General features: G+C 54.0%; 24 protein-coding genes. 16 read left to right on the top strand and 8 right to left on the bottom strand.

Annotation, left to right across the window (positions count from 1 at the left end):
- Window positions 1-5 precede the first annotated feature (5 nt).
- The 6 genes from rlpA (at window position 6) to lipA (ending at window position 5,797) form a co-directional block, all read left to right on the top strand.
- Window positions 6-1,106, top strand: coding sequence for an endolytic peptidoglycan transglycosylase RlpA (gene rlpA / locus BWI76_RS08025; RefSeq protein WP_004134184.1), 1,101 nt, complete (start codon window positions 6-8; stop codon window positions 1,104-1,106).
- A 142-nt stretch (window positions 1,107-1,248) separates the two neighbouring features.
- Complete coding sequence (gene dacA, locus BWI76_RS08020; RefSeq protein WP_004134186.1) at window positions 1,249-2,448, top strand: D-alanyl-D-alanine carboxypeptidase DacA; 1,200 nt, start codon at window positions 1,249-1,251, stop codon at window positions 2,446-2,448.
- A 106-nt stretch (window positions 2,449-2,554) separates the two neighbouring features.
- Window positions 2,555-2,818 carry a DUF493 family protein YbeD gene (gene ybeD, locus BWI76_RS08015; RefSeq protein WP_004100153.1) on the top strand — a complete coding sequence of 88 codons (264 nt, stop codon included), beginning with the start codon at window positions 2,555-2,557 and terminating at the stop codon, window positions 2,816-2,818.
- 91 nt (window positions 2,819-2,909) lie between these two features.
- Window positions 2,910-3,554, top strand: a complete 645-nt coding sequence (lipB, locus tag BWI76_RS08010; protein WP_024358813.1) for a lipoyl(octanoyl) transferase LipB — start codon at window positions 2,910-2,912, stop codon at window positions 3,552-3,554.
- Between the two features lie 137 nt (window positions 3,555-3,691).
- Window positions 3,692-4,645: a YbeF family transcriptional regulator gene (locus BWI76_RS08005; protein WP_004134190.1), complete on the top strand. Its 954-nt coding sequence runs from the start codon at window positions 3,692-3,694 to the stop codon at window positions 4,643-4,645.
- Between the two features lie 186 nt (window positions 4,646-4,831).
- Window positions 4,832-5,797 carry a lipoyl synthase gene (gene lipA / locus BWI76_RS08000; protein ID WP_004130412.1) on the top strand — a complete coding sequence of 322 codons (966 nt, stop codon included), beginning with the start codon at window positions 4,832-4,834 and terminating at the stop codon, window positions 5,795-5,797.
- A 222-nt stretch (window positions 5,798-6,019) separates the two neighbouring features.
- Here lipA and tatE read toward each other — a convergent pair whose 3' ends face one another.
- Both tatE and BWI76_RS07990 read right to left on the bottom strand, forming a co-directional pair.
- Window positions 6,020-6,223, bottom strand: coding sequence for a twin-arginine translocase subunit TatE (tatE, locus tag BWI76_RS07995; protein WP_004100149.1), 204 nt, complete (start codon window positions 6,221-6,223; stop codon window positions 6,020-6,022).
- 127 nt (window positions 6,224-6,350) lie between these two features.
- Window positions 6,351-7,139, bottom strand: a complete 789-nt coding sequence (locus BWI76_RS07990) for a deaminated glutathione amidase (RefSeq protein WP_004872397.1) — start codon at window positions 7,137-7,139, stop codon at window positions 6,351-6,353.
- A gap of 91 nt (window positions 7,140-7,230) precedes the next feature.
- Here BWI76_RS07990 and crcB point away from each other — a divergent pair, with 91 nt between their 5' ends.
- Entirely contained in the window at window positions 7,231-7,614 is a 384-nt protein-coding gene (crcB, locus tag BWI76_RS07985) for a fluoride efflux transporter CrcB (protein WP_024358815.1), read from the top strand.
- Window positions 7,615-7,672: 58 nt separating this feature from the next.
- Here crcB and cspE read toward each other — a convergent pair whose 3' ends face one another.
- The gene (gene cspE, locus BWI76_RS07980) at window positions 7,673-7,882 is read right to left on the bottom strand and encodes a transcription antiterminator/RNA stability regulator CspE (RefSeq protein WP_004100146.1); all 210 of its coding nucleotides are present in this window, start codon (window positions 7,880-7,882) and stop codon (window positions 7,673-7,675) included.
- Window positions 7,883-8,077: 195 nt separating this feature from the next.
- Entirely contained in the window at window positions 8,078-8,653 is a 576-nt protein-coding gene (gene pagP, locus BWI76_RS07975; protein ID WP_162685303.1) for a lipid IV(A) palmitoyltransferase PagP, read from the bottom strand.
- A 289-nt stretch (window positions 8,654-8,942) separates the two neighbouring features.
- Here pagP and dcuC point away from each other — a divergent pair, with 289 nt between their 5' ends.
- The 4 genes from dcuC to uspG all read left to right on the top strand — a co-directional run bounded on the left by dcuC (window position 8,943) and on the right by uspG (window position 12,397).
- Window positions 8,943-10,316, top strand: a complete 1,374-nt coding sequence (gene dcuC / locus BWI76_RS07965) for an anaerobic C4-dicarboxylate transporter DcuC (protein ID WP_024358817.1) — start codon at window positions 8,943-8,945, stop codon at window positions 10,314-10,316.
- A gap of 92 nt (window positions 10,317-10,408) precedes the next feature.
- Complete coding sequence (gene rna, locus BWI76_RS07960; RefSeq protein ID WP_024358818.1) at window positions 10,409-11,203, top strand: ribonuclease I; 795 nt, start codon at window positions 10,409-10,411, stop codon at window positions 11,201-11,203.
- 155 nt (window positions 11,204-11,358) lie between these two features.
- Window positions 11,359-11,769 carry a nucleoside diphosphate kinase regulator gene (gene rnk / locus BWI76_RS07955; protein WP_004111326.1) on the top strand — a complete coding sequence of 137 codons (411 nt, stop codon included), beginning with the start codon at window positions 11,359-11,361 and terminating at the stop codon, window positions 11,767-11,769.
- Between the two features lie 199 nt (window positions 11,770-11,968).
- Window positions 11,969-12,397 carry a universal stress protein UspG gene (gene uspG, locus BWI76_RS07950; RefSeq protein ID WP_004100140.1) on the top strand — a complete coding sequence of 143 codons (429 nt, stop codon included), beginning with the start codon at window positions 11,969-11,971 and terminating at the stop codon, window positions 12,395-12,397.
- Between the two features lie 77 nt (window positions 12,398-12,474).
- Here uspG and ahpF read toward each other — a convergent pair whose 3' ends face one another.
- Both ahpF and ahpC read right to left on the bottom strand, forming a co-directional pair.
- The gene (gene ahpF / locus BWI76_RS07945) at window positions 12,475-14,040 is read right to left on the bottom strand and encodes an alkyl hydroperoxide reductase subunit F (protein ID WP_004135389.1); all 1,566 of its coding nucleotides are present in this window, start codon (window positions 14,038-14,040) and stop codon (window positions 12,475-12,477) included.
- A 241-nt stretch (window positions 14,041-14,281) separates the two neighbouring features.
- Window positions 14,282-14,845 (bottom strand): alkyl hydroperoxide reductase subunit C, encoded by a 564-nt coding sequence (gene ahpC, locus BWI76_RS07940; protein WP_004130404.1) that lies wholly within the window; start codon window positions 14,843-14,845, stop codon window positions 14,282-14,284.
- 822 nt (window positions 14,846-15,667) lie between these two features.
- Here ahpC and citR point away from each other — a divergent pair.
- From citR to BWI76_RS07925, 3 genes are all read left to right on the top strand, one after another.
- Window positions 15,668-16,579 (top strand): DNA-binding transcriptional repressor CitR, encoded by a 912-nt coding sequence (citR, locus tag BWI76_RS07935; RefSeq protein ID WP_004135392.1) that lies wholly within the window; start codon window positions 15,668-15,670, stop codon window positions 16,577-16,579.
- Window positions 16,580-16,682: 103 nt separating this feature from the next.
- Window positions 16,683-17,906 carry a phosphoadenosine phosphosulfate reductase gene (locus BWI76_RS07930; protein WP_004135394.1) on the top strand — a complete coding sequence of 408 codons (1,224 nt, stop codon included), beginning with the start codon at window positions 16,683-16,685 and terminating at the stop codon, window positions 17,904-17,906.
- Window positions 17,891-18,520, top strand: a complete 630-nt coding sequence (locus BWI76_RS07925) for an IbrB-like domain-containing protein (protein WP_004135395.1) — start codon at window positions 17,891-17,893, stop codon at window positions 18,518-18,520. Before BWI76_RS07930 ends, BWI76_RS07925 begins: the two co-directional genes overlap by 16 nt.
- On the opposite strand, the gene BWI76_RS07920 is transcribed toward BWI76_RS07925, so the two are convergent.
- A complete protein-coding gene (locus BWI76_RS07920; RefSeq protein WP_162685305.1) occupies window positions 18,521-19,666 on the bottom strand; it encodes a pyridoxal phosphate-dependent aminotransferase in 1,146 nt (381 codons plus the stop codon).
- Window positions 19,667-19,854: 188 nt separating this feature from the next.
- Here BWI76_RS07920 and mtnC point away from each other — a divergent pair, with 188 nt between their 5' ends.
- Entirely contained in the window at window positions 19,855-20,544 is a 690-nt protein-coding gene (mtnC, locus tag BWI76_RS07915; protein WP_024358822.1) for an acireductone synthase, read from the top strand.
- On the top strand, window positions 20,541-21,083 hold the full coding sequence (locus BWI76_RS07910) for a 1,2-dihydroxy-3-keto-5-methylthiopentene dioxygenase (RefSeq protein ID WP_004135399.1): 543 nt from the start codon (window positions 20,541-20,543) through the stop codon (window positions 21,081-21,083). The genes mtnC and BWI76_RS07910 overlap by 4 nt, the downstream gene beginning before the upstream one ends.
- Window positions 21,084-21,240: 157 nt before the next feature.
- On the opposite strand, the gene BWI76_RS07905 is transcribed toward BWI76_RS07910, so the two are convergent.
- Complete coding sequence (locus tag BWI76_RS07905; protein ID WP_004135400.1) at window positions 21,241-23,550, bottom strand: molybdopterin-dependent oxidoreductase; 2,310 nt, start codon at window positions 23,548-23,550, stop codon at window positions 21,241-21,243.
- Window positions 23,551-23,909 lie beyond the last annotated feature (359 nt).

Genomic DNA, 23,909 nt, shown 5'->3' with positions numbered 1-23,909 from the left:
TCGCGATGCGTAAGCAATGGCTGGGGATCTGCATAGCAGCAGGGCTGCTGGCGGCATGTTCGGGTGAAGACGTTCAACAAAAAACGGTCAGCACTCCACAGCCGGCCGTTTGCAATGGCCCGACGGTGGAAATTAGCGGCGCCGATCCGCAGTATGAAACGCCTAACGCAACGGCGAATCAGGATTACGAACGCGATGGCAAAAGCTATAAAATCGTTCAGGATCCCTCTAACTTCACCCAGGCGGGCTTCGCAGCTATCTACGACGCCGAGCCTAACAGCAATCTGACCGCATCGGGTGAAGCGTTTGATCCCACGCAGCTTACCGCAGCCCACCCCACGCTGCCGATCCCAAGCTACGCGCGGATCACCAACCTGGCGAACGGCCGCATGATCGTAGTACGTATCAACGATCGCGGCCCCTACGGTAACGATCGCGTGATTTCACTGTCGCGCGCCTCAGCCGATCGCCTCAATACCTCGAATAACACCAAAGTGCGCATCGATCCGATCGTCGTCGCGCCGGACGGCTCGCTTTCCGGTCCGGGGATGGCATGTACGACAGTGGCCAAACAGACCTATGCCCTGCCTGCCCGCCCGAATCTTGACGGCGATAACAGCGCGGGGATGAGTCAACCCGCACAAACTGACGTGCACGCCATCAGTAACTCAACCCTGAAGCCGGAAGACACTACCGGCGCTCCGGTTAGCAGCGGCGGTTTCCTCGGCGCGCCGACGCCGCTGAATAACGGCGTGCTGGAAGGCAGCGAGCCTGTCGTGCAAACCGCGCCGGTTACCGCACCAGGCTCAGTACAAGGCAGCGTTGCGCCTGCCGTAGCCGCCACTGCCGCCGTGACGCCTGCCGCAGCGGCCAGCGCCGGCGGAGATTTCGTCGTGCAGGTCGGCGCCGTCAGCGATCAATCGCGCGCCCAGCAGTACCAGCAGCGTCTGAGCCAGCAATTTTCCGTCCCGGGCCGCGTCACGCAAAACGGCGCGGTATGGCGGATTCAGCTCGGCCCATTCAGCAGCAAAGCGCAGGCCAGCACGATCCAGCAGCGTCTGCAAAGCGAAGCTCAGCTGCAGTCATTTATTACTCGCGCCAACTAAAGGCATCGCACCCGCGTCCCCTGCTCGTTGCGCATGACAAAGTCATTAACAAAGTCGTGCGCAATGTCGGATGCTGGTTCGTAGTGCGTTTGTTATAGTAAGGCACTTTTTTAACTCCATCACGGATGCCGTTGTTCAGACCATGAAGACCTCTTTTACCGCTCGTTTACTCGTTACGGCGCTCTCCGTGGCAGCGCTGTCCTCCGCTGCCCGCGCCGATGACCTGAATATCAAAACTATGATCCCAGGCGCCCCGCAGATTGACGCCGAATCCTGGATTCTTATCGATTACAACTCAGGCAAAGTACTGGCAGAAAACAACGCCGACTCCCGCCGTGACCCGGCAAGTCTGACCAAGATGATGACCAGCTATGTGATTGGTCAGGCCATGAAGGCGGGCAAGTTTAAAGAGTCCGATCTGGTCACCGTGGGTAACGACGCATGGGCGACCGGCAACCCGGTCTTTAAAGGCTCCTCGTTGATGTTCCTTAAACCGGGTATGCAAGTGCCGGTTTCCCAGCTGATCCGCGGTATCAACCTGCAGTCCGGCAACGACGCCTGCGTGGCGATGGCCGACTACGTCGCCGGTAGCCAGGATGCCTTCGTCAGCCTGATGAACAACTACGTTAACGCCCTTGGCCTGAAAAACACCCACTTCCAGACCGTTCACGGCCTGGATGCCGATGGTCAGTTCAGCTCCGCGCGCGACATGGCGCTTATTGGCCAGGCGCTGGTGCGCGATGTCCCGAACGAATACACCATCTATAAAGAAAAAGAGTTTACCTTCAACGGTATTCGCCAGCTCAACCGCAACGGACTACTGTGGGACAACAGCCTGAACGTCGACGGGATTAAAACCGGCCATACCGACAAAGCGGGCTATAACCTCGTGGCTTCCGCAACCGAAGGCCAGATGCGCCTGATCTCCGCCGTAATGGGCGGCCGTACTTACAAAGGCCGCGAGTCCGAAAGCAAAAAGCTGCTGACCTGGGGCTTCCGCTTCTTCGAAACCGTTAACCCGATTAAAGCCGGTAAAGAGTTCGCCTCTGAACCCGCCTGGTTCGGCGATAGCGATCGCGCCTCTCTCGGCGTGGATAAAGACGTTTATCTGACTATCCCGCGCGGCCGCATGAAAGATCTGAAGGCCAGCTACGTGCTAAATAACGCCGAGCTGCATGCGCCGCTGCAGAAAAATCAGGTGGTCGGCACGATTAACTTCCAGCTGGATGGCAAAACGATCGATCAGCGCCCTCTGGTCGTACTGCAGGAAATCCCGGAAGGCAATTTCTTCGGCAAAATCATTGATTACATTAAGTTAATGTTCCATCACTGGTTTGGTTAAAAATCGACCACTTGAAAGTGTGATTTACATCCCCATATACTAGATATCCTGATAACTCCCACACGTCGTGGGAGTTATTATTTTTTGTTGTAACACCGGAGCTGACATGAAAACCAAACTTAACGAACTGCTTGAATTCCCTACTCCATTTACTTACAAAGTAATGGGACAGGCGTTGCCGGAGCTGGTTGACCAGGTGGTTGAAGTGGTACAGCGCCATGCACCAGGTGATTACTCTCCGACGGTAAAACCCAGCAGCAAAGGCAACTACCACTCAGTCTCTATTACCATCAATGCAACCCACATTGAGCAGGTAGAAACCCTGTATGAAGAACTGGGCAATATTGAAATCGTACGGATGGTGCTGTAAATCGATTCCCCCGCCCCGGCCCTGCGCCGGGTCTTTCTCGCTGTGATATACTCCCCCACTCAAATCATTCTCTCTCTGCGGAGACGTTGTTTTGCAGCACAATAAAATCCTCATCCGCCAGCTCGGCCTGCAACCTTACGAACCTGTCTCGCAGGCAATGCATGAGTTTACCGATAGTCGCGACGATGCCACCCTGGATGAAATCTGGCTGGTGGAGCATCATCCGGTGTTCACGCAGGGTCAGGCCGGAAAGGCTGAACATGTTCTGGTCCCCGGCGAGATACCGGTTATTCAGAGCGATCGCGGCGGACAGGTCACCTATCATGGCCCCGGACAGCAGGTGATGTACGTTCTGCTAAATCTTAAACGCCGCAAGCTGGGCGTGCGTGAGCTGGTGACTCTTTTAGAGCAAACTGTCGTTAACACCCTGGCGGAGTATGGTATTGAATCGCACCCGCGGGCAGACGCGCCCGGCGTCTACGTGGGCGAACAGAAGATCTGCTCTCTGGGTTTGCGCATCCGCAAAGGTTGCTCATTCCACGGTCTGGCGCTGAATATCAACATGGATCTGTCACCATTCCTCAGGATTAACCCATGCGGTTATGCCGGAATGGAGATGACGCAGATGCGCCAGTGGCGGCCTGATGCTCGTACGGATACCGTCGCGCCACGCCTCGCCGCCAATTTGCTGGCTTTACTGAACGATCCGCCGGCGGAATTTATTCAATCCCGCTAGCCATCACGTCCCGTGAGCGCGGGACGTCACATTTTTCCATCAGGCTGGATTAAGTCTTTATTTTTGCAATCAATTATCACTAATAAAATCATTGTGCCCGCTATAATGGTGCTAATCATCACTAGCGGAAATATAGAGTGGACGAAAATAACTCTCAGCCAGAACCAACCGAACGCCTTGACGATCGCCACGATCGACAGATGTTTCGCATTCTGCGTAATATTGATCTCAATTTACTCACTATTTTTGAAGCGGTTTACGTCCATAAAGGTATCGTCAACGCGGCCAAAATACTGAATATCACGCCCTCTGCGATTAGTCAGTCCATCAACAAACTGCGCGCCCTCTTCCCTGACCCGCTTTTTATCCGTAAGGGCCAGGGCGTGACGCCAACGGCTTATGCCTCGCATCTTCATAAGCATATTAGCCAGGGTATGGAAGCATTTCTCAACGCCCTGGATTTAACCGGAAATACCCGTAGCGAGCGGGTGATAACCGTGGCTACCTCGCCGGCCATTGGCGCGTTGATCATGCCGGTTATCACCAGACAGCTGCGGAGCGTCTTTCCCCAGATTTTGCTGCACAATGTCGCCATCACCGACGCGGCCAGCCAGTTAAACCAGCGTCAGGTTGACCTGCTGATTGACAGCTTCCCCCATAGCGGGCAGGCGATTACGCACCATGTGCTGTTTCAGGATAGCGTACATATCTTCTGCCGGGCAGGGCATCCGGCCCTGGCGCTGCCGGCAACCTCAGCAAACCTGAGTCAATATGAATTCGCGCTTCTGCAGCCTGAAGGCCAGCGCTATACGACCATCCTGCGCCACCTGCAGGAGCATCTCGGCGAACGTCGCTATGGGTTCAGCAGCTACAATCTGTTAACTCAGGCAGCCCTGGTCAACGACAGCGATATGCTGGGGCTAATCACGTCCGGAATGTTCTCGCTGGTCGAGAAGATTTGGCCCTTAAAAATGATCGATTTTCCGCCTCTACGGGAAGAAAGAATTGATATTGCGCTGCACTATAACAAGCTCAGCGCGCAGGAGCCCTTGTTGAAAGAGATCGTCGAGACGATTCGCCAGGCTTTTTAGTCGATAAAGCACGTGAGGGAAAAGCATAAAACAACAACTATTTTACAATTTGCCGGCCAGCAGGCTGCTTTATCCCCCGTATCAATGATATACTGCCTGCGTTTAATTCAAAAATAGTTGATAAATGCAACATTTACTTGAATTGATTCGCTTTCCTTCGTCACTCGCAACTGGAACACGCACGCTATGAGTAAACCCATTGTGATGGAACGCGGTGTTAAATACCGCGATGCCGATAAAATGGCCCTTATCCCGGTGAAAAACGTGGCAACTGAGCGTGAAGCTCTGCTCAGAAAACCGGAATGGATGAAAATCAAACTTCCGGCTGACTCGTCCCGTATCCAGGGGATCAAGGCAGCGATGCGTAAGAACGGCCTGCACTCCGTGTGCGAAGAAGCCTCTTGCCCCAACCTCGCGGAATGTTTTAACCACGGAACGGCAACCTTTATGATTCTGGGCGCCATCTGTACCCGCCGTTGCCCGTTCTGCGATGTTGCCCACGGTCGCCCGGTGACGCCGGACGCCAACGAGCCGCAGAAGCTGGCGCAAACCATCGCCGATATGGCGCTGCGCTATGTGGTGGTGACTTCCGTGGATCGTGACGATCTGCGCGATGGCGGCGCTCAGCACTTTGCCGACTGCATCAAAGCGATTCGTGAAAAAAGCCCGACGATTAAAATTGAAACCCTGGTACCGGACTTCCGCGGCCGTATGGATCGTGCGCTGGAAATCCTCCAGGCGACGCCGCCGGACGTGTTTAACCATAACCTGGAAAACGTGCCGCGCCTGTATCGCCAGGTACGCCCGGGCGCCGACTACAACTGGTCGCTGAAGCTGCTGGAACGCTTTAAAGAAGCGCATCCAGAGATCCCGACGAAATCAGGCCTGATGGTTGGTTTAGGCGAAACCAACGCTGAAATCGTTGAAGTGATGCGCGATCTGCGTCGCCACGGCGTCACCATGCTGACGTTAGGCCAGTATTTGCAGCCGAGCCGCCATCACCTGCCGGTACAGCGCTACGTGAGCCCGGATGAGTTCGAAGAGATGAAAGCCGAAGCGATGGCCATGGGCTTTACCCATGCTGCCTGCGGCCCGTTCGTTCGTTCGTCGTATCATGCCGACCTGCAGGCCAAAGGCATGGAAGTGAAGTAACCCCTCCGGCCGCGGCGTAATATTTTTCGCGCTGCGGCCCATCCTGCCGATGCATTCCATTACTCAGTAAAAAACCCGACGCGGTAACAGTTGGTTGCATCTTTTTCGGCGAAACTTCGTGCATATAACATAAAGAGGCCGCAGCGTTAACGCTGCGGCCTCTTTGCCGACGCGGTCTCCCCGTCGGAAGCGAGCCTCCTTCATCAGGAAACTCGTCGCGAATTACTCTTTATGAGAGAGCTTCTGTGCCGGCGCTTCTTCAGCACTGGTCTTCTTCGCACTGTCATCGTCATCGCTCATGGCTTTTTTAAAGCCTTTGATAGCCGAGCCCAGGTCTCCACCCAGCGTGCGTAACTTTTTGGTACCAAACACCAGGATAATCAGCGCTGCGACTACCAGCAGTTTGGTAATACTAATCTCACCCATAGCTAACCTTCTTCTCTAATACAAGCTGCGAATACGCCATCATACACGCATACAATTAACGGCTATTTGACGCGCGGACACAATAGCAATCTGTAACAAGGTGAATCAAGCCTTGTTTAAAAAAACGTCATAATAATTGCGGTGGCGCAAAGCGGCGATTGCGCAACACCGGCAGGCGCTCGCGTACCTGCTGAATATAATCAGCTGAAAGTTCGGCAAAAATCAACTGCGGCCGCTCTCCCGCCCCGGCAAGCGTTGTCCCTAAGGGGTCGATAATACGGCTTTGACCGATATTACGCGTCCCGCACTCTCCTGCGGCGACAATATAGCAGGTTGTATCCAGCGCCCGCGCCGCCAGCAGCGTCGCCCAGTGATGTTCCTTCAGCGGCCCTTTTACCCACGCGGCAGGCAACACTATGAGCTGCGCACCGCTGAGCGCTAACGACAGGGCCAGCTCAGGGAAACGTAAATCGTAGCAGGTCATCAACCCGACGCGCATCCCATCGACTTCGATTAGCGGCGGAATTTGCCGCCCGGCATCGACCAGCCTGGATTCCTGGATATTGAACGCATCATAGAGATGCAGTTTCTGGTATTGCGCCACAATCTTCCCCTGACGCAGGGCCACCAGCGTATTCGTCGCTCGACCTTCGCCGGAAGGGATATGCAGGGTCAGCACCGTCGTCAACGCGCTGTTTTCGCTCTCCGCCAGCAAGAGCTGTAAGAAGCCGCCATCCAGCTGCTGGGCGGATTTAACCGATAAATCCGCATCGTTATCGTCTCGCGCCAGCAACGCCTCAGGCAGAACCAGAAGCGACGCCCCCCGCTCCGCGGCCTGGCGCATCATGCTGACGCAGGTCTGCGCGTTTCCCGTCCAGTCCGGCATTACGGCAAATTGTCCGGCAGCAACAAACATCTTTTCTCTCCCATCAGGTTAGTCGTAGCCAGTGAGGTCTTTCGCGCGCTACACTCGAAGTTTAGTCTCGATCAATAAACAGGGAATGACCGTGTTGCAACTCCTTTTGGCTGTGTTTCTTGGCGGCGGCACCGGCAGCGTTTTGCGCTGGTGGCTGGGTATGAAGTTTAACCCCATGCATCATGCTATCCCCATTGGTACGCTCACCGCTAACCTGCTGGGCGCTTTTATTATCGGCGCAGGGCTGGCATGGTTTAATCGCCTGACGGATATCGATCCGATGTGGAAGCTGCTTATCACCACTGGCTTTTGCGGCGGGCTGACCACCTTCTCCACTTTCTCCGCCGAGGTGGTGTTTCTCCTGCAGCAGGGGCGCTTTAGCTGGGCGTTACTCAACGTACTCGTCAACTTATTAGGCTCATTTGCCATGACCGCCGCTGCGTTCTGGCTATTCTCTCATGCCGCCAGCCGCTAACCGCAGGCAAAAAAAAAACCCGCCATGAGCGGGTTTTTATATTCTACTGACGCGTTGCTTAGATAGGCATTACGTTTGCAGCAGAAGGGCCTTTGGCACCGTTAGTGATTTCGAACTCTACGCGCTGACCTTCAGCCAGAGTTTTGAAACCGTTGGACTGGATTGCAGAGAAATGTACGAATACATCTTTGCTGCCATCTTCCGGAGTAATGAAACCGAATCCTTTGGACTCATTAAACCACTTAACGTTACCTTTAATCTTAGACATCAAAATTACCTTTATATGAAAAAATCGACACTAATACTGTGTCGGGTATCAGTACACCAATTGTGGTACCTTTTGTCCAGCGCAACTTTGCTAAAAAGTGATAAAAGTCTCTATCTTTTTGTACCTCGTTCCCTTTAGTCTTTGTTTTTCCACAAGACAGTCCGCTTATCTCTTTTATGGCTATCAAAATTCGCATCAAAACTGAATGCGCGCCCAGGCAAAGTAAACGTTACCGTTGTTGTAGGTACCGGGTATATAGGTCATCTGGAACGTTGCCGGGCCGTAACCGATGGAAGCCAGGGGCAGCACGACCGGAATCGGGATATATTTCCAGTTATCACGCGCCGTCACGCCAAGCGTGTAGCCCAGACCAAGGTGGAAATTATCGTCCGCCAGCGGACGCCAGGTCTTCTCCCAGCCATAGCCGCCGATAGGCTCCCATTTGTTATAAGAGTCTTTAAACGCCATCAGATAGATGCCATGCCAGTTCCCTTTATCGTCCCAGCGCGAAACCCCGAAGCCGGCGCCCCACGGGCGTTCGTTATAGCGGTCCGTTTTCTCTTTATCGTAGGCGAAACGGGCATGCCAGGTCACCGCGGGGATATAAAGATCGTAGTGCTCAGGCTCATTCCACGTCTGCGAGACGTTATCGCTTAGCGTATTGTAGCCGTCGCGAAGCGTCGAGCTAAACGATGCGTTAGCGGAGGTGGATGATAGCAGCAGGCCCAGGCATCCAAGAAAAAATCCTATAAATCGACGTCGCATTAACACGTTCTCTTACCAGTATCATTTTTAAAGCGGAGTAAGATAGCAAAGATAAACTTAATACTACCTTAACGGAATTAGGCAAACTCTTGATTTGCCCGGTACAAAAAATCTGAAATCCCTCTCGCCTGACGTTTAACTATGCGGGCCTTGTACCGTCAGAGAGAGATTCTCATCGATTTATTGATTTGCATCAGCGAGTTTCGCCCGTTTTTTAGGCACATTCGCTCACTTAATTTTTCCTTCGCTTTATTTATCAGCAGATTCTTTGGGTTAATGGTTTAGGGGTAAAAGAATGCTTACGCTAGTAGAGATCCTGATTGGGATTGTGGTCATTGTGGGCGTCGCCCGCTACATCATTAAAGGCTATTCCGCCACCGGCGTGCTGTTCGTCGGTGGCTTAGTATTACTCATCGCCAGTGCGCTAATGGGGCATAAGATTTTACCTGGCGACGCAAAGAGCACCGGTTACTCCGCCACCGATATTGTTGAATATATCAAGATACTGCTTATGAGCCGCGGCGGCGACCTCGGCATGATGATCATGATGCTCTGCGGGTTCGCGACCTATATGACGCACATCGGCGCCAATGACATGGTGGTGAAGCTGGCGTCGAAACCGCTGCGCTTCATTAACTCACCCTATCTACTGATGATCGCCGCCTATTTCGTTGCCTGCCTGATGTCGCTGGCCGTCTCCTCGGCAACCGGTCTGGGGGTGCTGCTGATGGCGACGCTGTTCCCGGTCATGGTCAACGTTGGCATCAGCCGCGGTGCCGCCGCCGCTATTTGCGCCTCTCCGGCGGCGATTATTCTGTCCCCGACCTCCGGCGATGTCGTGCTGGCCGCTAAGGCCGCCGAAATGCCGCTGATTGACTTTGCCTTTAAAACCACGCTGCCTATCTCGATTGTCGCCATTATCTGCATGGCGATCGCTCACTTTTTCTGGCAGCGCTACCTGGATAAAAAAGAAAACGTCGCCCATGAAATGCTCGATGTAAACGAGATAACCACCACCGCTCCCGCCTTCTACGCCATTTTGCCGTTTACCCCGATAATCGGAGTACTGATTTTCGACGGCAAATGGGGCCCAGAGCTGCATATCATCACTATCCTTGTTCTCTGCATGCTGCTGGCGGCGGTTCTGGAATTCTGCCGCGGCTTTAACACCAAAAATGTGTTTAACGGCCTGGAGGCGGCGTATCGCGGCATGGCTGACGCGTTTGCCGGAGTGGTGATGCTGCTGGTTGCCGCCGGCGTCTTTGCTCAGGGGCTGAGTACCATTGGCTTTATTAACGGCCTGATCTCCATTGCGACTTCTTTCGGCTCCGCCAGTATTATTCTGATGCTGGTACTGGTCATTCTGACCATGCTGGCGGCGATGACCACAGGCTCTGGTAATGCCCCCTTCTATGCTTTCGTTGAGATGATCCCGAAGCTGGCGCACTCTTCCGGTATCAATCCGGCTTATCTTTCGATTCCGATGCTGCAGGCGTCTAACCTTGGCCGAACCATTTCGCCGGTATCCGGCGTGGTGGTCGCCGTCGCCGGGATGGCAAAAATTTCGCCGTTTGAGGTGGTAAAACGGACCTCTGTCCCTGTTCTGGTGGGTTTGTTAGTGGTGATTATCGCCACCGAAGTGCTGGTTCCCGGCAGCGCAATCCGCTAACGGTGAAACCCTGTGAAAAGGCGCCTGTTGGCGCCTTTTTTATGCTTTAATAACGCAATGTTATCAATGACCATTCGTCATCAGGAATAAAAATGTTCAGGAAGGATTTCGTCGCCATTGCCCTTTTGCTTAGCGCCGCCCAGGTCAGCGCGGATCCGCTGATCGCCACGCAATACGGTGATTTTGACCGCTACGTGCTGGCTCTCTCCTGGCAAACGGGGTTCTGCCAAAGTATGCAAGACCGAAACCGCGGCGAGCCGGAAGAGTGTCGCCTGCAGCAGGAACTCAGCAATAAAGCCGATTTCCTCACCGTTCACGGCCTGTGGCCGAGCCTGCCAAAATCCATTGCCGCGCGCGGAGTGGACGAGCGCCGCTGGATGCGTTTTGGCTGCGCGACCCGCCCTGTTCCCAACATGCCTGAAGCGAAAGCCGGGCAAAAATGTCGGGCGGCGGAAACCGGTCTATCGCTGGAAATGGCAAATAAACTTAACGGCGTCATGCCGGGTTCGGGCGGCAACTCATGCCTTGAACGTTATGAATACGCCAAGCATGGCGTTTGCTTTGGGTTTGATCCTGACAACTATTTCGGCGCCATGGTGCGCCTGAACGGCGAAATTAAGCAAGGGCCTCTTGGCGCTTTCCTGGCCAAACATTACGGGCAAACCGTTAGCCGGGATGACTTCAACGCCGCGGTCGCTCAGGCCTATGGAAAACAGAACGTTAAGGCGTTCAAGTTGACCTGCAACGGCAACCCCGCCTATCTGACAGAGATGCAAATCTCCATCAAAGCCGCGGCCATCAATGCCCCGTTATCCGCTAACTCACTCTTACCCCAGCCCCATCCGGGAAACTGCGGTAAGCAATTTCTGCTGGATAAAGCCGGCTAGGTTTTATACGACTTAGCTATCGTTCGTTAATGAATGTGCGTTTAATCACTTCAAACCACCAGCAAGTCTCAGTATGATGAGAGGACATTAACCCTTGCCATTTTCGGTGAGGGTTTTCTTTTACGGACAGGTTCCTGGATAACATGGAGTATGAGATGACCAGACCCGCAATCATCATTAATGAACTTGACGCAGAGCGCATTGACAGGCTGCTGGAACAGCCGGCTTTCGCCAACTCGCCGGTCGCGGACGCGCTAAATGACGAGCTTGACCGCGCGCAAATGCTGGCCCCTGAAGCCATGCCGCATGATGTTGTCAGCATGAATAGCCAGGTCAGGTTTCGCGATTTAACAACCGGCGAAGAGCGCATCCGCACCCTGGTTTTCCCGGCCCAGGTAACGGATAGCGCCACTCAGCTATCGGTTATGGCCCCGGTTGGCGCCGCCCTGCTGGGATTAAAAGTCGGCAGCGCGATCCACTGGGAATTACCGGGCGGCACCTCAACGCACCTTGAAGTGCTGGAACTGCTCTATCAGCCGGAAGCCGCTGGCGATTTCCACCGTTAACCCCCTTCCTGCCTGAGGCGTTTCACGCTTTATCCAGAGGATGTATCTACATCCTCTTTCTGAGCTTTTCACTCTTCACTTCTCATTTGACAAACTTTTACGCCGCACTCCAGCCGATCTGACAATTTTGCGACCTGAATGGCACAATACTTTCCTATAATGTGTTGATATAAAAGCAGACGAACAAGGAGGAATGCATATGTATAAAACAATCATTATGCCCGTTGATGTCTTTGAAATGGAGTTAAGCGATAAAGCCGTTCGCCATGCCGAGTTTTTAGCCCAGCAGGACGGGGTTATCCATCTTCTCCACGTACTACCCGGCTCATCAAGCTTCACGATGAGTCGTTTTACCGCCGACCTGCGCCGCTTTGAAGAGCACTTGCAGCACGAAGCAGAAACGCGCCTGAAAACGATGGCCGGACATTTCAGCATTGACCCGTCGCGAATCAAAATGCACGTCCGCTTTGGCAACGTGCGCGATATGGTCAATGAACTGGCCAATGAAATAAAAGCCGATGTGGTCGTGATTGGCTCCCGCAATCCTTCCATCAGCACGCACCTGCTGGGCTCCAACGCCTCAAGCGTGATTCGTCATGCCCATATTCCGGTGATGGTGGTCAGATAACTCCAGCGAGCTAAAAAAAAGAGGCTACCCAAGGGTAGCCTCTTTACTGTGCAGGTTGAGTCTTACTTTATTATGAATTATGCAGTTTTAGTGCGAATCAGGTAATCGAACGAGCTCAGCGACGCCTTCGCACCTTCGCCGGTGGCGATAATGATCTGTTTATACGGAACGGTCGTGCAGTCGCCGGCGGCGAAAACGCCCTTCACGTTGGTTTCACATTTCGCATCAATGATGATTTCACCCATGCGGTTGCGCTCAATCGCACCTTCCAGCCAGGTGGTATTCGGCAGCAGACCTATCTGAACGAAGATCCCCGCCAGCGCCACGTGGTGTTCATCGCCGCTCACCCGGTCGCGGTACTGCAGGCCGGTGACTTTGCTGCCGTCGCCCACCACTTCTGTGGTCTGCGCGTTAAGGATGATATCGACGTTTTTCAGGCTACGCACTTTATCCTGCAGAACCTGGTCGGCCTTCATTTCCGGCGCGAACTCCAGCAGAGTAACATGCTCAACAACGCCTGCCAGATCGATTGCCGCTTCCACACCGGAGTTACCGCCGCCGATCACCGCCACGCGCTTGCCTTTAAACAACGGGCCGTCGCAGTGCGGGCAGTAGGTTACGCCCTTGGTACGATACTGATCCTCACCCGGCACGTTCATGTTACGCCATTTCGCGCCGGTGGCAATGATCACGCTGCGCGCTTTCAGCACCGCGCCGGAGGCGGTTTCAATCTGATGCAGACCGCCTTCAACCGCCGCAGGGATCAGTTTTGAAGCGCTCTGGGAATCGATAACATCAACATCGTATTCGCTAACGTGCGCTTTTAATGCGCCAGCCAGTTTCTGGCCTTCCGTTTTAGGTACTGAGATATAGTTTTCGATATCCACGGTATCCAGCACCTGGCCGCCAAAACGCTCGCCCATCAGGCCGGTACGAATGCCTTTGCGCGCGGAGTAAACGGCTGCAGCTGCGCCGGACGGGCCGGAACCGACGATTAAGACATCGTAGGCTTCACGTTTATTCAGCTCTTCCGCCGCACGTTTTTCCGCACCGGTATCCACTTTAGCCACGATTTCAGTCAGCGTCATGCGGCCCTGACCAAATTCCTTACCGTTCATAAATACCGCCGGTACGCCCATCACGTTGCGTTCGGTGATTTCATTTTGATACGTTCCGCCGTCAATCGCCGTGTGCTTGATGCGCGGGTTCAGTACCGCCATCAGGTTCAGCGCCTGAACCACATCCGGGCAGTTATGGCATGAAAGCGAATAGTAGGTTTCGAATTCAAAATCGCCGTCGATATTGCGGATCTGCTCCAGCAGGGTCTGGGCTTCTTTTGACGGATGACCGCCGGTCCACAGCAGAGCCAGAACCAAAGAGGTGAATTCATGTCCCAGCGGAGAGCCAGCAAAGCGCGGCCCCTGGCTGGAGCCGGGGTTGGTAATCAGGAATGACGGCTTACGCACCGCCAGGCCGTTATCTTCTTTGAAGGTGACTTTATCTGAGAGTTCAGCAATTTCAGCCAGCAGTTCCCTGATTTCTGCCGATTTAGCGCCGTCATCCAGCGTGGCAATCAGCTCAACAGGTTTAGTCAGCTTCTCAAGATAAGCCTTGAGCTGGGTTTTCATGTTGGTGTCGAGCATTTTTATCTCCTGGGCTTAAAACATCATCATGCAAGCGGCCTTGTCCAGGCAGCCTGAATACGCTTGCATCATGATGTTGGAATAAAACGGGCGCCGGTGCGCCCATGACTGAAATAATTTCCAAAGTATTTCGCGTCAGAGCAAGGCGGCGAGCCTGAGAATCCCCGGGAGCTTACTGAAGTAAGCTCCCGGGGTGAGCAGGCGACGCCAACGCAGCTATGGCGTGAAAGACGATGGAAATTTAGATTTTGCCGACCAGGTCCAGGGATGGAGCCAGAGTCGCTTCGCCTTCTTTCCACTTAGCCGGGCAAACTTCGCCTGGGTGAGAAGCTACGTACTGAGCTGCTTTGATTTTGCGCAGCAGGTCAGACGCGTCGCGGCCGATACCTTCAGCGGTAACTTCGATAGCCTGGATAACACCCTGCGGGTCAACAACGAAGGTGGCGCGATCTGCCAGACCTTCATCTTCACGCATGTTGTCGAAGTTACGGGTCAGGGCGCCAGTCGGGTCGCCGATCATCGCGTATTTGATTTTGGCGATGGTTTCAGAGCTGCTGTGCCACGCTTTGTGGGTGAAGTGGGTGTCGGTAGAGACGGAGTACACGTCTACGCCCAGCTTCTGCAGTTCTTCGTAATGGTCTGCGACGTCGCCCAGTTCGGTCGGGCAAACGAAAGTGAAGTCAGCCGGGTAGAAGAAGAAGACGCTCCAGCGGCCTTCGGTATCTTTCTCGGTTACTTCGATGAATTCACCGTTTTTGAACGCCTGGTTTTTGAAAGGTTTGATTTTGGTATTAATTAAGGACATCTATACTTCCTCCGTGTTTTCGTTGAGGTCTAAGTTAACGAATTTTTCCTGACTCGACCAATGCGTTTGCATTATCGAATCAATAAGCGTTATCTAACAACCGGAACAAGACAACTTTGTGAACCTGTCAACGCGATGGCAAACTTCTGCCGCGTTTCGCATGATATGCGCTGAAAAGTAAAAAGGCCGCCCTCGCAGGCGGCCCCGTTACCTGAAACACCCGCAGGTAGGTTCAGCGCCAGTAGCTGGCAATGTGTTGCGCTCTACACCTTAATGTAACAGCTCAGCGATTACATCACCCGCTGAACGAAAGGGCAATCCATGCGTCTTCAGGTCTTACCTATGGCTGTAATAGGTTTTACCGCAGCCCTGGCTTTTATCATTGATTTTACAGGTCTTCACTAAATTGCCCCCTGTTCATACGGATCTGAATCCCCGGCTTCCGCGATGAGCTTCCTCCCGGCCGGCACATAGGAAGCGCCTTAATGACCCTCATCGGTTGATAAACGATACCGGCGTCAACGTCATAGCGGCAATTGACCCTATGATAACGAAAATAGGCTTCAACACGCGATTAGGCCGCAGATAAAGAAAAACTACAGATTATGAAGGAGGTAAAGTCAGACTTCATAAACGCCCTTCAGCCTTAGGCGTTGCGGTAAACAAAAGGATCTGGCGGAATGTACGACGGTGGTATATATTTAGATAAACTTAATGACGCCGAGAGTAATAAATAATAAAAAACAAATATTCACCCAGCAAATATGATGCGACCATATAATAATCTATTTTTCTTACCGCCAGCTTAACAGGACGTTGAAAATGGCTAATCTTTACGATCTCAAGAAATTCGATCTGAACCTACTCGTTATTTTTGAATGTATTTACCAGCACTTAAGCATCAGTAAAGCGGCGGAAACGCTATTTATTACCCCCTCTGCCGTCAGTCAATCACTCCAGCGTCTACGTAACCAGCTCAATGACCCGCTATTCGTTCGTTCAGGTAAAGGGATAACGCCGACTACGTTAGGCGTTAATCTGCATCATCATCTGGAAAAAAATCTAAATCAATTAGAACAAACTATTTATCTGACCAATCGTTCTGAATTAAAGAAACGTCTTGTGGTTTATGCCCCGCAGCTTTTTATTACCCCTAAAACAACCAATTTGCTTCATATGTTATTAAATGATTCAAACCTGTACGTTGAGCATCACGATCTGCTGGCATCAGGAGAGTCGGTAGAAAGCTTGTTATCCTACCGTAAAGCCGACCTGGTATTCAGCACTCTGCCGCTGTCATCGCGAGCCACCGTCTGTAAACGCATCCAGGAAATGGACATTTCGCTGGTGTGTAATGAAAACCATCCCAGGCTGGCATCACTGACCACGACGAAGGCCATACTGCAGGAACGATTTACTTATTACCTGTCTAACGATCAGGGAACTAAATCCTTTCAGAACCAGGCTGCCGGCATTCTTGCTGATAGAAAAATCGCTTTCAGTAGCGATTCATACACTGCCATACTTAATGTTATTCAACAAACTGATTTAATCGGTTTTGTGCCGACCTGTATTTTAGAATACATTAGCTTTCAAAATAAGTTTAAAATTATAGAGGCGCCGTTTAAGATCCCCGCCATCAACATTTACATGATTTACAACCGGGTAAATATAGACGATCCAAAGTTTGCAAAATTTATCGATGACTTCGAAAGAAATAACGCCATCGAATAATTAAAATAATTTCATTAAATTGATGAATAATAACCAACCTCTTGATTACAAAAAGAGTATGATATAAGTAAAAAGTATCTTTCGCATTAAAGGAATAATAGCTGTGTCTTTTATAAAACTTCCATTACCAGAGTCCGTTCTGCAGGCTAGCCAGCAAAGAATAGAGTGGGTAATGGAAAACTTCTCCCGTATTTGCGTCTCTTTTTCTGGCGGTAAAGATTCAACAACCATGCTGCATCTCACGGCGCAGCATGCCCGCCATACAGGCAAAAAGATTTGCGTCCTGTTTGTTGATTGGGAAGCGCAGTTTTCCTGCACCATTGCGCATTGCGAAAGGATGCGCGAAGAGTATCGCGACGTTATTGAGCAATTTTTCTGGGTGGCGTTGCCCCTCACCACGCAAAACTCGCTGACCCAATACAACCCCGAATGGCAGTGCTGGGAACCCGGTGCGAACTGGGTGCGCCAACCGCCGAAAGATGCGATTACCGATCCCGGCTATTTCCCGTTTTATCAATCGGGTATGAGCTTTGAAACGTTCGTCCGCGAATTTGCCGATTGGTTTTCGCAAAACCGTCCCGCGGCGGTTATGGTCGGCATCCGCGCCGATGAATCGCTTAATCGGTTTATCGCCATCTCCTCGCAGCGTAAGCTTCGCTTTGCCGACGATAAACCCTGGACCACCTCAGCGCCGGGCGGTCACGCGTGGTACATCTATCCTATCTACGACTGGAAAACCGCCGATATCTGGACCTGGTTTGGTAAAAGCGGCCTGTCCTATAACCCGCTCTATAACTTGATGTATCAGGCGGGCGTTCCGCTGCGCTATATGCGTATTTGCGAACCCTTTGGCCCGGAACAGCGCCAGGGGCTGTGGCTCTACCATGTGCTGGAGCCTGAACGCTGGGCTGCCATGTGCCAGCGCGTCAGCGGCGTCCACTGCGGCGGGGTCTATGCCGGTCACGATAATCAGTTCTACGGTCATCGGAAGCTGGATAAGCCGGAGCACCACACGTGGAAAAGCTATGCCCTGTTCTTGCTCGATAGCATGCCGGAGAAAACGGCGGAACACTATCGCAATAAAATCGCTGTTTATCTGCACTGGTACCAGAGGCGGGGAATGGCGGATATTCCGGATACCCAACCGGCGGATATTGGCTCCAAAGATATCCCCTCATGGCGGCGCATCTGCAAAGTTCTCCTGAACAATGATTACTGGTGCCGCCAGCTCTCTTTTAGTCCGACCAAATCTCATCAATATAAACGCTATCGCGAGCGTATGAATAAGAAGCGCCAGCAATGGGGAATACTATGCAACGACAATTAATCCAGGCTATTGAACGCTATCTGCAATCGCTGGAAGATGAAGAGGAAAAGATTACTGCGCTTAACGCCTTCCGCCAGACTCTGCATAAATATAGTCCCTTCAAATCACAACCGGTTGATTGCGTACTGTGGGTCAAACAGGAAAACGTTTTGCCTAATGATTACAACCCAAATAACCTTGCGCCGCCAGAAAAGCGCCTGTTGTTCACCTCGCTGGAAACGGACGGCTTCACGCAACCCGTGGTGGTGTTGAAACAGGAGCATGAGCGCTACGCCATTATCGATGGTTTTCATCGCCATGAGCTGGCCAGCGGCAAAGCGGCGCTGAAAAAACGGCTGAAAGGCTATCTGCCCATCGCCTGCCTGGAAAATAACGGCGCTAAGCGTGATTCTCTGATGGCCGCGACCATTCGCCACAACCGGGCGCGGGGGCGGCATCAGATTCATGCGATGTCGGAAATTGTCCAGGAACTGACGCATCTCGGCTGGTCCGACGCGAAAATCGGCAAAGAGTTAGGTATGGATTCAGACGAAGTATTGCGCCTGAAGCAAATCAACGGTCTGGTGGAGATGTTCGGCGACCGTCAATTTTCTCAGGCGTGGACCGTTAAATAACTACAGACGACACAAACGTTCCGCCGCAGCCAGCAGCGTTGCTGGCTGTTTGGCAAAGCACAGGCGTATCAGCTTATGCGGGAACGGATCGGCGCAGAACACCGACAGCGGGATCGCCGCGACGCCGATTTCAGTGGTTAACCAGCGGCAGAAGCTGACATCATCCAGATCCGAGACGGCGCTATAGTCCGCCAGCAGGAAGTAGGTCCCTTCGCAGGGCAAAATTTCCAGGCGGCTGGAACGCAGCGCATCAATAAACAGATCCCGCCGCTCGCGGTAAAACGCCGGAAGCTGCCGGTAATGCTCCGGTTCGCGACGCAGCATATCGGCAATCGCCAGCTGCGCGGGCGTATTGACGGCAAAAGTCAGATACTGATGCACTTTCCGCAGCTCGCCGCTAATGGCGGCAGGCGCCACGCAGTAGCCAACCTTCCAGCCGGTCATATGAAAGGTTTTGCCAAATGAAGAAACCGCTACCGCCCGTTCGCGCAGCTGCGGATGCGCCAGCACGCTGGCATGGCCTTCGGCGGCAAAGCAGATATGTTCATAAACTTCATCGCTAAGCACGTAGATTTCACGATCGGCAATCGCCTGCCATAGCGCGGCAAAATCTTCACGCAGCCACACCGTTGCTGACGGGTTGTGCGGCGTATTGAGGATAACCAGTCGGGTTTTGTCGCTGAGGCTCGCGGCGAACTGCTGCCAGTCAACGCGAAAATGTGGCGGCTGGAGGGCAATACGCTTCAGCACGCCGCCCGACAGCTCAATCGCCGGGGCATAGCTATCGTAGCTTGGGTCAAAGCAGATAACCTCGTCGCCGGCGCGCACCAGGGCGGTAATCGCCGCATACAGCGCTTCCGTCGCTCCGGCGGTCACGGTCACGTCGCTGTTGGCATCGGGACGGTAGCCGTACAGCTCTTCGGTTTTATCGACGATGGCTTCGCGCAGCGCGGCCACGCCGGTCATCGGCGCATACTGATTGGCCCCCTGCGCCACATGATATGCCAGTCGCTCCTGCAGATAGCGTGGGCCGTCGAAATCCGGAAACCCCTGCGACAGGTTAATCGCCTGATGCTGCTGGGCCAGGGCGCTCATTTGGCTAAAAATGGTCGTGCCCAGTGAGGGGAGTTTACTCTCAGGAATCAGTGGCTTATTGCTCATTCTTTTTGTACCGTTTGTGATGCTGTTGTTGAAGCCACTATAACACGATGTTAATATTTGGCAATCAAGACGCTTAGACGTCTAAATGATAACGTTATTTCGCTTATGATTGAAAAACCGCTATCAACACAACGCCACCGTCAGCACGACCTACCGTTCACTCTGGAGAACTCATGATCCGCGCTATCGTGACCGATATTGAAGGCACCACCAGCGACATTCGCTTCGTCCACAACGTTCTGTTCCCGTACGCCCGCGAACGCCTGGCCGGTTTCGTTACCGCTCAGCAGTTTGTCGAGCCGGTGAAGACCATTCTCGATAACCTGCGCGAAGAGATCGCCCAGCCGGCGGCTGGCGCCGAAGAACTTATTGCTACCCTCTTCGCCTTTATGGATGAAGACCGCAAATCGACCGCCCTCAAGGCGCTGCAGGGCATTATCTGGCGCGATGGCTACGTTCATGGCGACTTTACCGGCCACCTGTATCCGGATGTTCTGCCGGCGCTGGAAAAATGGAAGTCACAGGGTATTGATTTATATGTATATTCCTCAGGCTCCGTTGCTGCGCAGAAATTGTTATTTGGCTACAGCGATGAAGGTGATATTACTCATCTGTTCAACGGCTATTTCGATACCCTGGTAGGTGCCAAGCGTGAAGCGCAGTCCTACCGCAACATTGCTGAGCAACTGGGACAGCCTCCTGCCGCCATCCTGTTCCTGTCCGATATTCATCAGGAGCTGGATGCCGCGGAAGAGGCCGGTTTCCGCACCCTACAGCTGGTGCGCGGCGACCGCGACCCGGCCAGCCACCATCCGCAGGTTCAGCGTTTTGACGATATTCATCCGGAGCAGATCCCAGCATGAGCGCATTAACCATTTTTTCCGTGAAAGACCCGCAAAACTCGCTCTGGCACAGCACTAACGCCGAAGAGATCCAGCAGCAGCTCAACGCCAAAGGCGTCCGTTTTGAGCGCTGGCAGGCCGACCGTGATTTAGGCGCGGCGCCAACCGCAGAAACGGTTATTGCCGCCTATCAGCATGCGATTGATAAGCTGGTAGCAGAGAAAGGCTATCAGAGCTGGGACGTGATCAGCCTGCGCGCGGATAATCCGCAAAAAGAGGCGCTGCGGGAAAAGTTTCTCAACGAGCATACCCACGGGGAAGACGAAGTGCGCTTCTTCGTCGAGGGAGCCGGTCTGTTTTGCCTGCATATTGGCGATGAGGTGTTCCAGGTCCTGTGTGAGAAGAACGACCTGATTTCGGTTCCCGCGCATACGCCGCACTGGTTTGATATGGGTTCTGAGCCCAACTTCACCGCCATCCGCATCTTCGACAACCCGGAAGGCTGGATTGCCCAGTTTACCGGGGACGATATCGCCAGCGCCTACCCGCGGCTGGCGTAATGCCGCGACTCAACGGGTGAACAGGCTTATCACCACTCTCATGGCGTTTTCCCGGAGGCCGCGCGTGGCGCGCCTGTCCGGGCTAGCCGACCCGCAGACGGCGATGATCCTGTAGGCCGGGCAAGGCGGCCAGCTATCGCCCGGCGATTCCCTGCGTCTAAGCGCCAATAAACCTCGGCGGATCGAAAGCGGTCACCGGCGGCAGCGCCTCGCGCCATGGCTCAATTTCCACCCAGCAACTCTGGGCGCTACAGCCCTGCCCCAGGCGCGAACTGCCGCGATCCTCGGTGAGCACGTTGGGATTACCGTGCTTATCCAGCGATCCCTTTTCATTCGGATCCAACGGATCGTACCAGGCGCCGGTCGACATCTGCACCACCCCCGGCAAAATCTGCTCGCTCAGGTGCACGCCGGCGAGAATCGCGCCGCGGGCGTTATAAACCTTGACCACGCTGCCTTCGCGGATATCCCGCGCCTGCGCATCCTGCGGGTGCATCCACAGCGGTTCGCGTCCCTCAATTTTCGTCGCCCGGCTCACGCTGCCGTGATCGTACTGGCTATGCAGACGGGTGCGCGGCTGGCTGGAGAGCAGGTGCAGCGGCCAGCGCGCCGCTTCCTGCCGCTGCCGCTGCGCCTCCTGCTCATCCCACCACGGGTGGCCTGGGCACTCGCGATAGCCAAATCCGGCGATAGTTTCTGAAAAAAGCTCAATCTTGCCGGACGGCGTGGCGAGCGGATAGCGCTGCGGGTCGGCGCGAAAATCCGCCAGAAAGACCTGCGGTTTCTCCGGCGCGCTATACTCCAGCACTCCCTGCTGCCAGAACGCGTCAAACGACGGCAACGCGATCCCTTCTTCCTGCGCGCGCGGCCGCGACGCTTCGTAGATTTGCCGCAGCCACTGCCCGGCGTCGCGCCCCTCGCTAAAACGCTCAGCGAACCCCAGCCGTTCGGCGAGATCGCAGAAGATGGCGTAATCATCGCGCGCTTCGCCCACCGGCGGGATCTGCGCGCTCATGGCGATCATAAAGCCATCGTGACCGCCGCTGCCGATATCTTCCCGCTCCAGCGAAGTGGTGGCCGGCAAAACGATATCGGAAAATTTGGCCTGCGCGGTCCAGAACTGCTCATGTACCACTACCGTTTCCGGCCGCCGCCAGGCTTCGCACAGGCGGTTAAGATCCTGATGATGATGAAACGCATTGCCGCCCGCCCAGTAGACGAGACGAATATCGGGGTAGCGCAGATGCTGGCCGTCAAACTCGTACGCTTCGCCCGGATGCAGCAGCATATCGGAAAGACGCGCCACCGGAATCACACTGTTCACGGCGTTATCCCCGGCCGGAAGACGCGGCCCGGAAAAGGCCTTCCGCGCCGCCCCAGCCAGATTAGTACAGGCGTAGCCAAATCCTAATCCGCCGCCCGGCGTACCGATTTGCCCCAGCAGCGCGGTGAGCGCCACCGTCGCCCAGTAGGCCTGCTCGCCCTGGCGCGCCCGCTGAATCGACCACGAGATATTGACCATCGTGCGCAGGCTCGCCATCTCGCGCGCCAGCGCGGCAATCCGCTGCGCCTCAATACCGGTTATCGCCGCCGCCCATTCCGGCGTTTTTGCGACGCCATCGCGCTCCCCCATCAGGTAGGCGCGATAAGGCGCGAAGCCCACGGTATGGCTGGCGACAAAAGCGCTGTCGTAGAGGGATTCAGTAATCAGCACGTAGCAGAGCGCCAGCAGCAGCGCGGTGTCGGTCCCCGGACGAACCGCAAGCCACTCTGCGCTCTCCACGGCGCTCAGGTCATTGCGCACCGGGCTGATATTGATAAAGCGCGTCCCCTGCTCCTGCATCTTTTCCAGCCAGTATTTCAGCATATGATCGTTGGCGCCGCCGCCGTTGACCTGCGCATTACGCAGCGGCAGGCCGCCGAACGCGACGAACAGCTGACACTCGCGCGCCAGCTCGGAAAAGTGGGTATGCTGGCGGTGCAGCGGGCTCAGCGGACCGAGTATATGCGGCAGGATGCGCTCGCCCGCCGCGCTGCTGTAGGTATTGGTGCTGGCGGTATAGCCGCCAAAGCACTTAAGGAAGCGATGCAATTGGCTTTGCGCGTGATGGAAACGCCCGGCGCTGGCCCAGCCGTAGGAACCGCCGAAAATCGCTTCATTGCCGCAGCGCGCTTTGACCGAATTCAGTTCACGCGCCAGCAGATCGAGCGCCACCTCCCAGCTCACCTCCACAAACGGCTCTTTACCGCGCCCCTCGCGGGAAGCCGGGCCATTTTGCAGATAGCCGGCGCGCACCGCCGGACGGCGAATGCGCGTCTTGCTGGTGACCGCATCCGGGAGCGACTGCCCAATAGGTGAGGGATTTTTATCCCACGGCACCGGCGTCACCGCCTCAATGTTGCCGTCACGGGCCTGGACCTGCCAGGTCCCCCAGTGCATCACGGTCAGATTATGTTGTTTTTTCATAGTGCCTGTTGTTTGTCACCCGATAATGGTCGCTATAATAAATCGCCGGAACAATAAAAATAAAACATCGGCAGCCATACAATCCACTGCATCAAAGGCATTATCCATTAAGAATGACTCAAGGTTATTGCATAAAGCGATATATTAAAGAGCCACATTAATAATAATTAAGCAGCAATAGTGTATTGAATAAATAATACTGGCAAGCAAATTAAACCCACAAAATAAAAATGGATAAAGCCGCATCATGAAATATTTTCAGGTTGCCGATGACAAATTTAAGTTTTCCTCAGGCAAATCTGCGATATAACATTGTTGATATAACTTAGACATATTTTGTATTTGAGGTTGCGTGGCGG

Source organism: Klebsiella sp. M5al (assembly GCF_002090195.1).
Taxonomy (GTDB): Bacteria; Pseudomonadota; Gammaproteobacteria; order Enterobacterales; family Enterobacteriaceae; genus Klebsiella; species Klebsiella grimontii.
This window is presented reverse-complemented; position numbering and strand designations above follow the sequence as displayed.

Excerpts from the sequence above, each read along its gene's own strand:
- BWI76_RS07925 (WP_004135395.1), top strand. The coding sequence starts at position 17,891 with ATGCAACGACAATTAATCCAGGCTATTGAACGCTATCTGCAATCGCTG.
- cspE (WP_004100146.1), bottom strand. The coding sequence starts at position 7,882 with ATGTCTAAGATTAAAGGTAACGTTAAGTGGTTTAATGAGTCCAAAGGA.
- ybeD (WP_004100153.1), top strand. The coding sequence starts at position 2,555 with ATGAAAACCAAACTTAACGAACTGCTTGAATTCCCTACTCCATTTACT.
- dacA (WP_004134186.1), top strand. The coding sequence starts at position 1,249 with ATGAAGACCTCTTTTACCGCTCGTTTACTCGTTACGGCGCTCTCCGTG.
- rna (WP_024358818.1), top strand. The coding sequence starts at position 10,409 with ATGTTCAGGAAGGATTTCGTCGCCATTGCCCTTTTGCTTAGCGCCGCC.
- rlpA (WP_004134184.1), top strand. The coding sequence starts at position 6 with ATGCGTAAGCAATGGCTGGGGATCTGCATAGCAGCAGGGCTGCTGGCG.
- mtnC (WP_024358822.1), top strand. The coding sequence starts at position 19,855 with ATGATCCGCGCTATCGTGACCGATATTGAAGGCACCACCAGCGACATT.
- tatE (WP_004100149.1), bottom strand. The coding sequence starts at position 6,223 with ATGGGTGAGATTAGTATTACCAAACTGCTGGTAGTCGCAGCGCTGATT.
- BWI76_RS07910 (WP_004135399.1), top strand. The coding sequence starts at position 20,541 with ATGAGCGCATTAACCATTTTTTCCGTGAAAGACCCGCAAAACTCGCTC.
- ahpF (WP_004135389.1), bottom strand. The coding sequence starts at position 14,040 with ATGCTCGACACCAACATGAAAACCCAGCTCAAGGCTTATCTTGAGAAG.
- ahpC (WP_004130404.1), bottom strand. The coding sequence starts at position 14,845 with ATGTCCTTAATTAATACCAAAATCAAACCTTTCAAAAACCAGGCGTTC.
- BWI76_RS07990 (WP_004872397.1), bottom strand. The coding sequence starts at position 7,139 with ATGTTTGTTGCTGCCGGACAATTTGCCGTAATGCCGGACTGGACGGGA.
- rnk (WP_004111326.1), top strand. The coding sequence starts at position 11,359 with ATGACCAGACCCGCAATCATCATTAATGAACTTGACGCAGAGCGCATT.
- citR (WP_004135392.1), top strand. The coding sequence starts at position 15,668 with ATGGCTAATCTTTACGATCTCAAGAAATTCGATCTGAACCTACTCGTT.
- dcuC (WP_024358817.1), top strand. The coding sequence starts at position 8,943 with ATGCTTACGCTAGTAGAGATCCTGATTGGGATTGTGGTCATTGTGGGC.
- uspG (WP_004100140.1), top strand. The coding sequence starts at position 11,969 with ATGTATAAAACAATCATTATGCCCGTTGATGTCTTTGAAATGGAGTTA.
- BWI76_RS07905 (WP_004135400.1), bottom strand. The coding sequence starts at position 23,550 with ATGAAAAAACAACATAATCTGACCGTGATGCACTGGGGGACCTGGCAG.
- lipA (WP_004130412.1), top strand. The coding sequence starts at position 4,832 with ATGAGTAAACCCATTGTGATGGAACGCGGTGTTAAATACCGCGATGCC.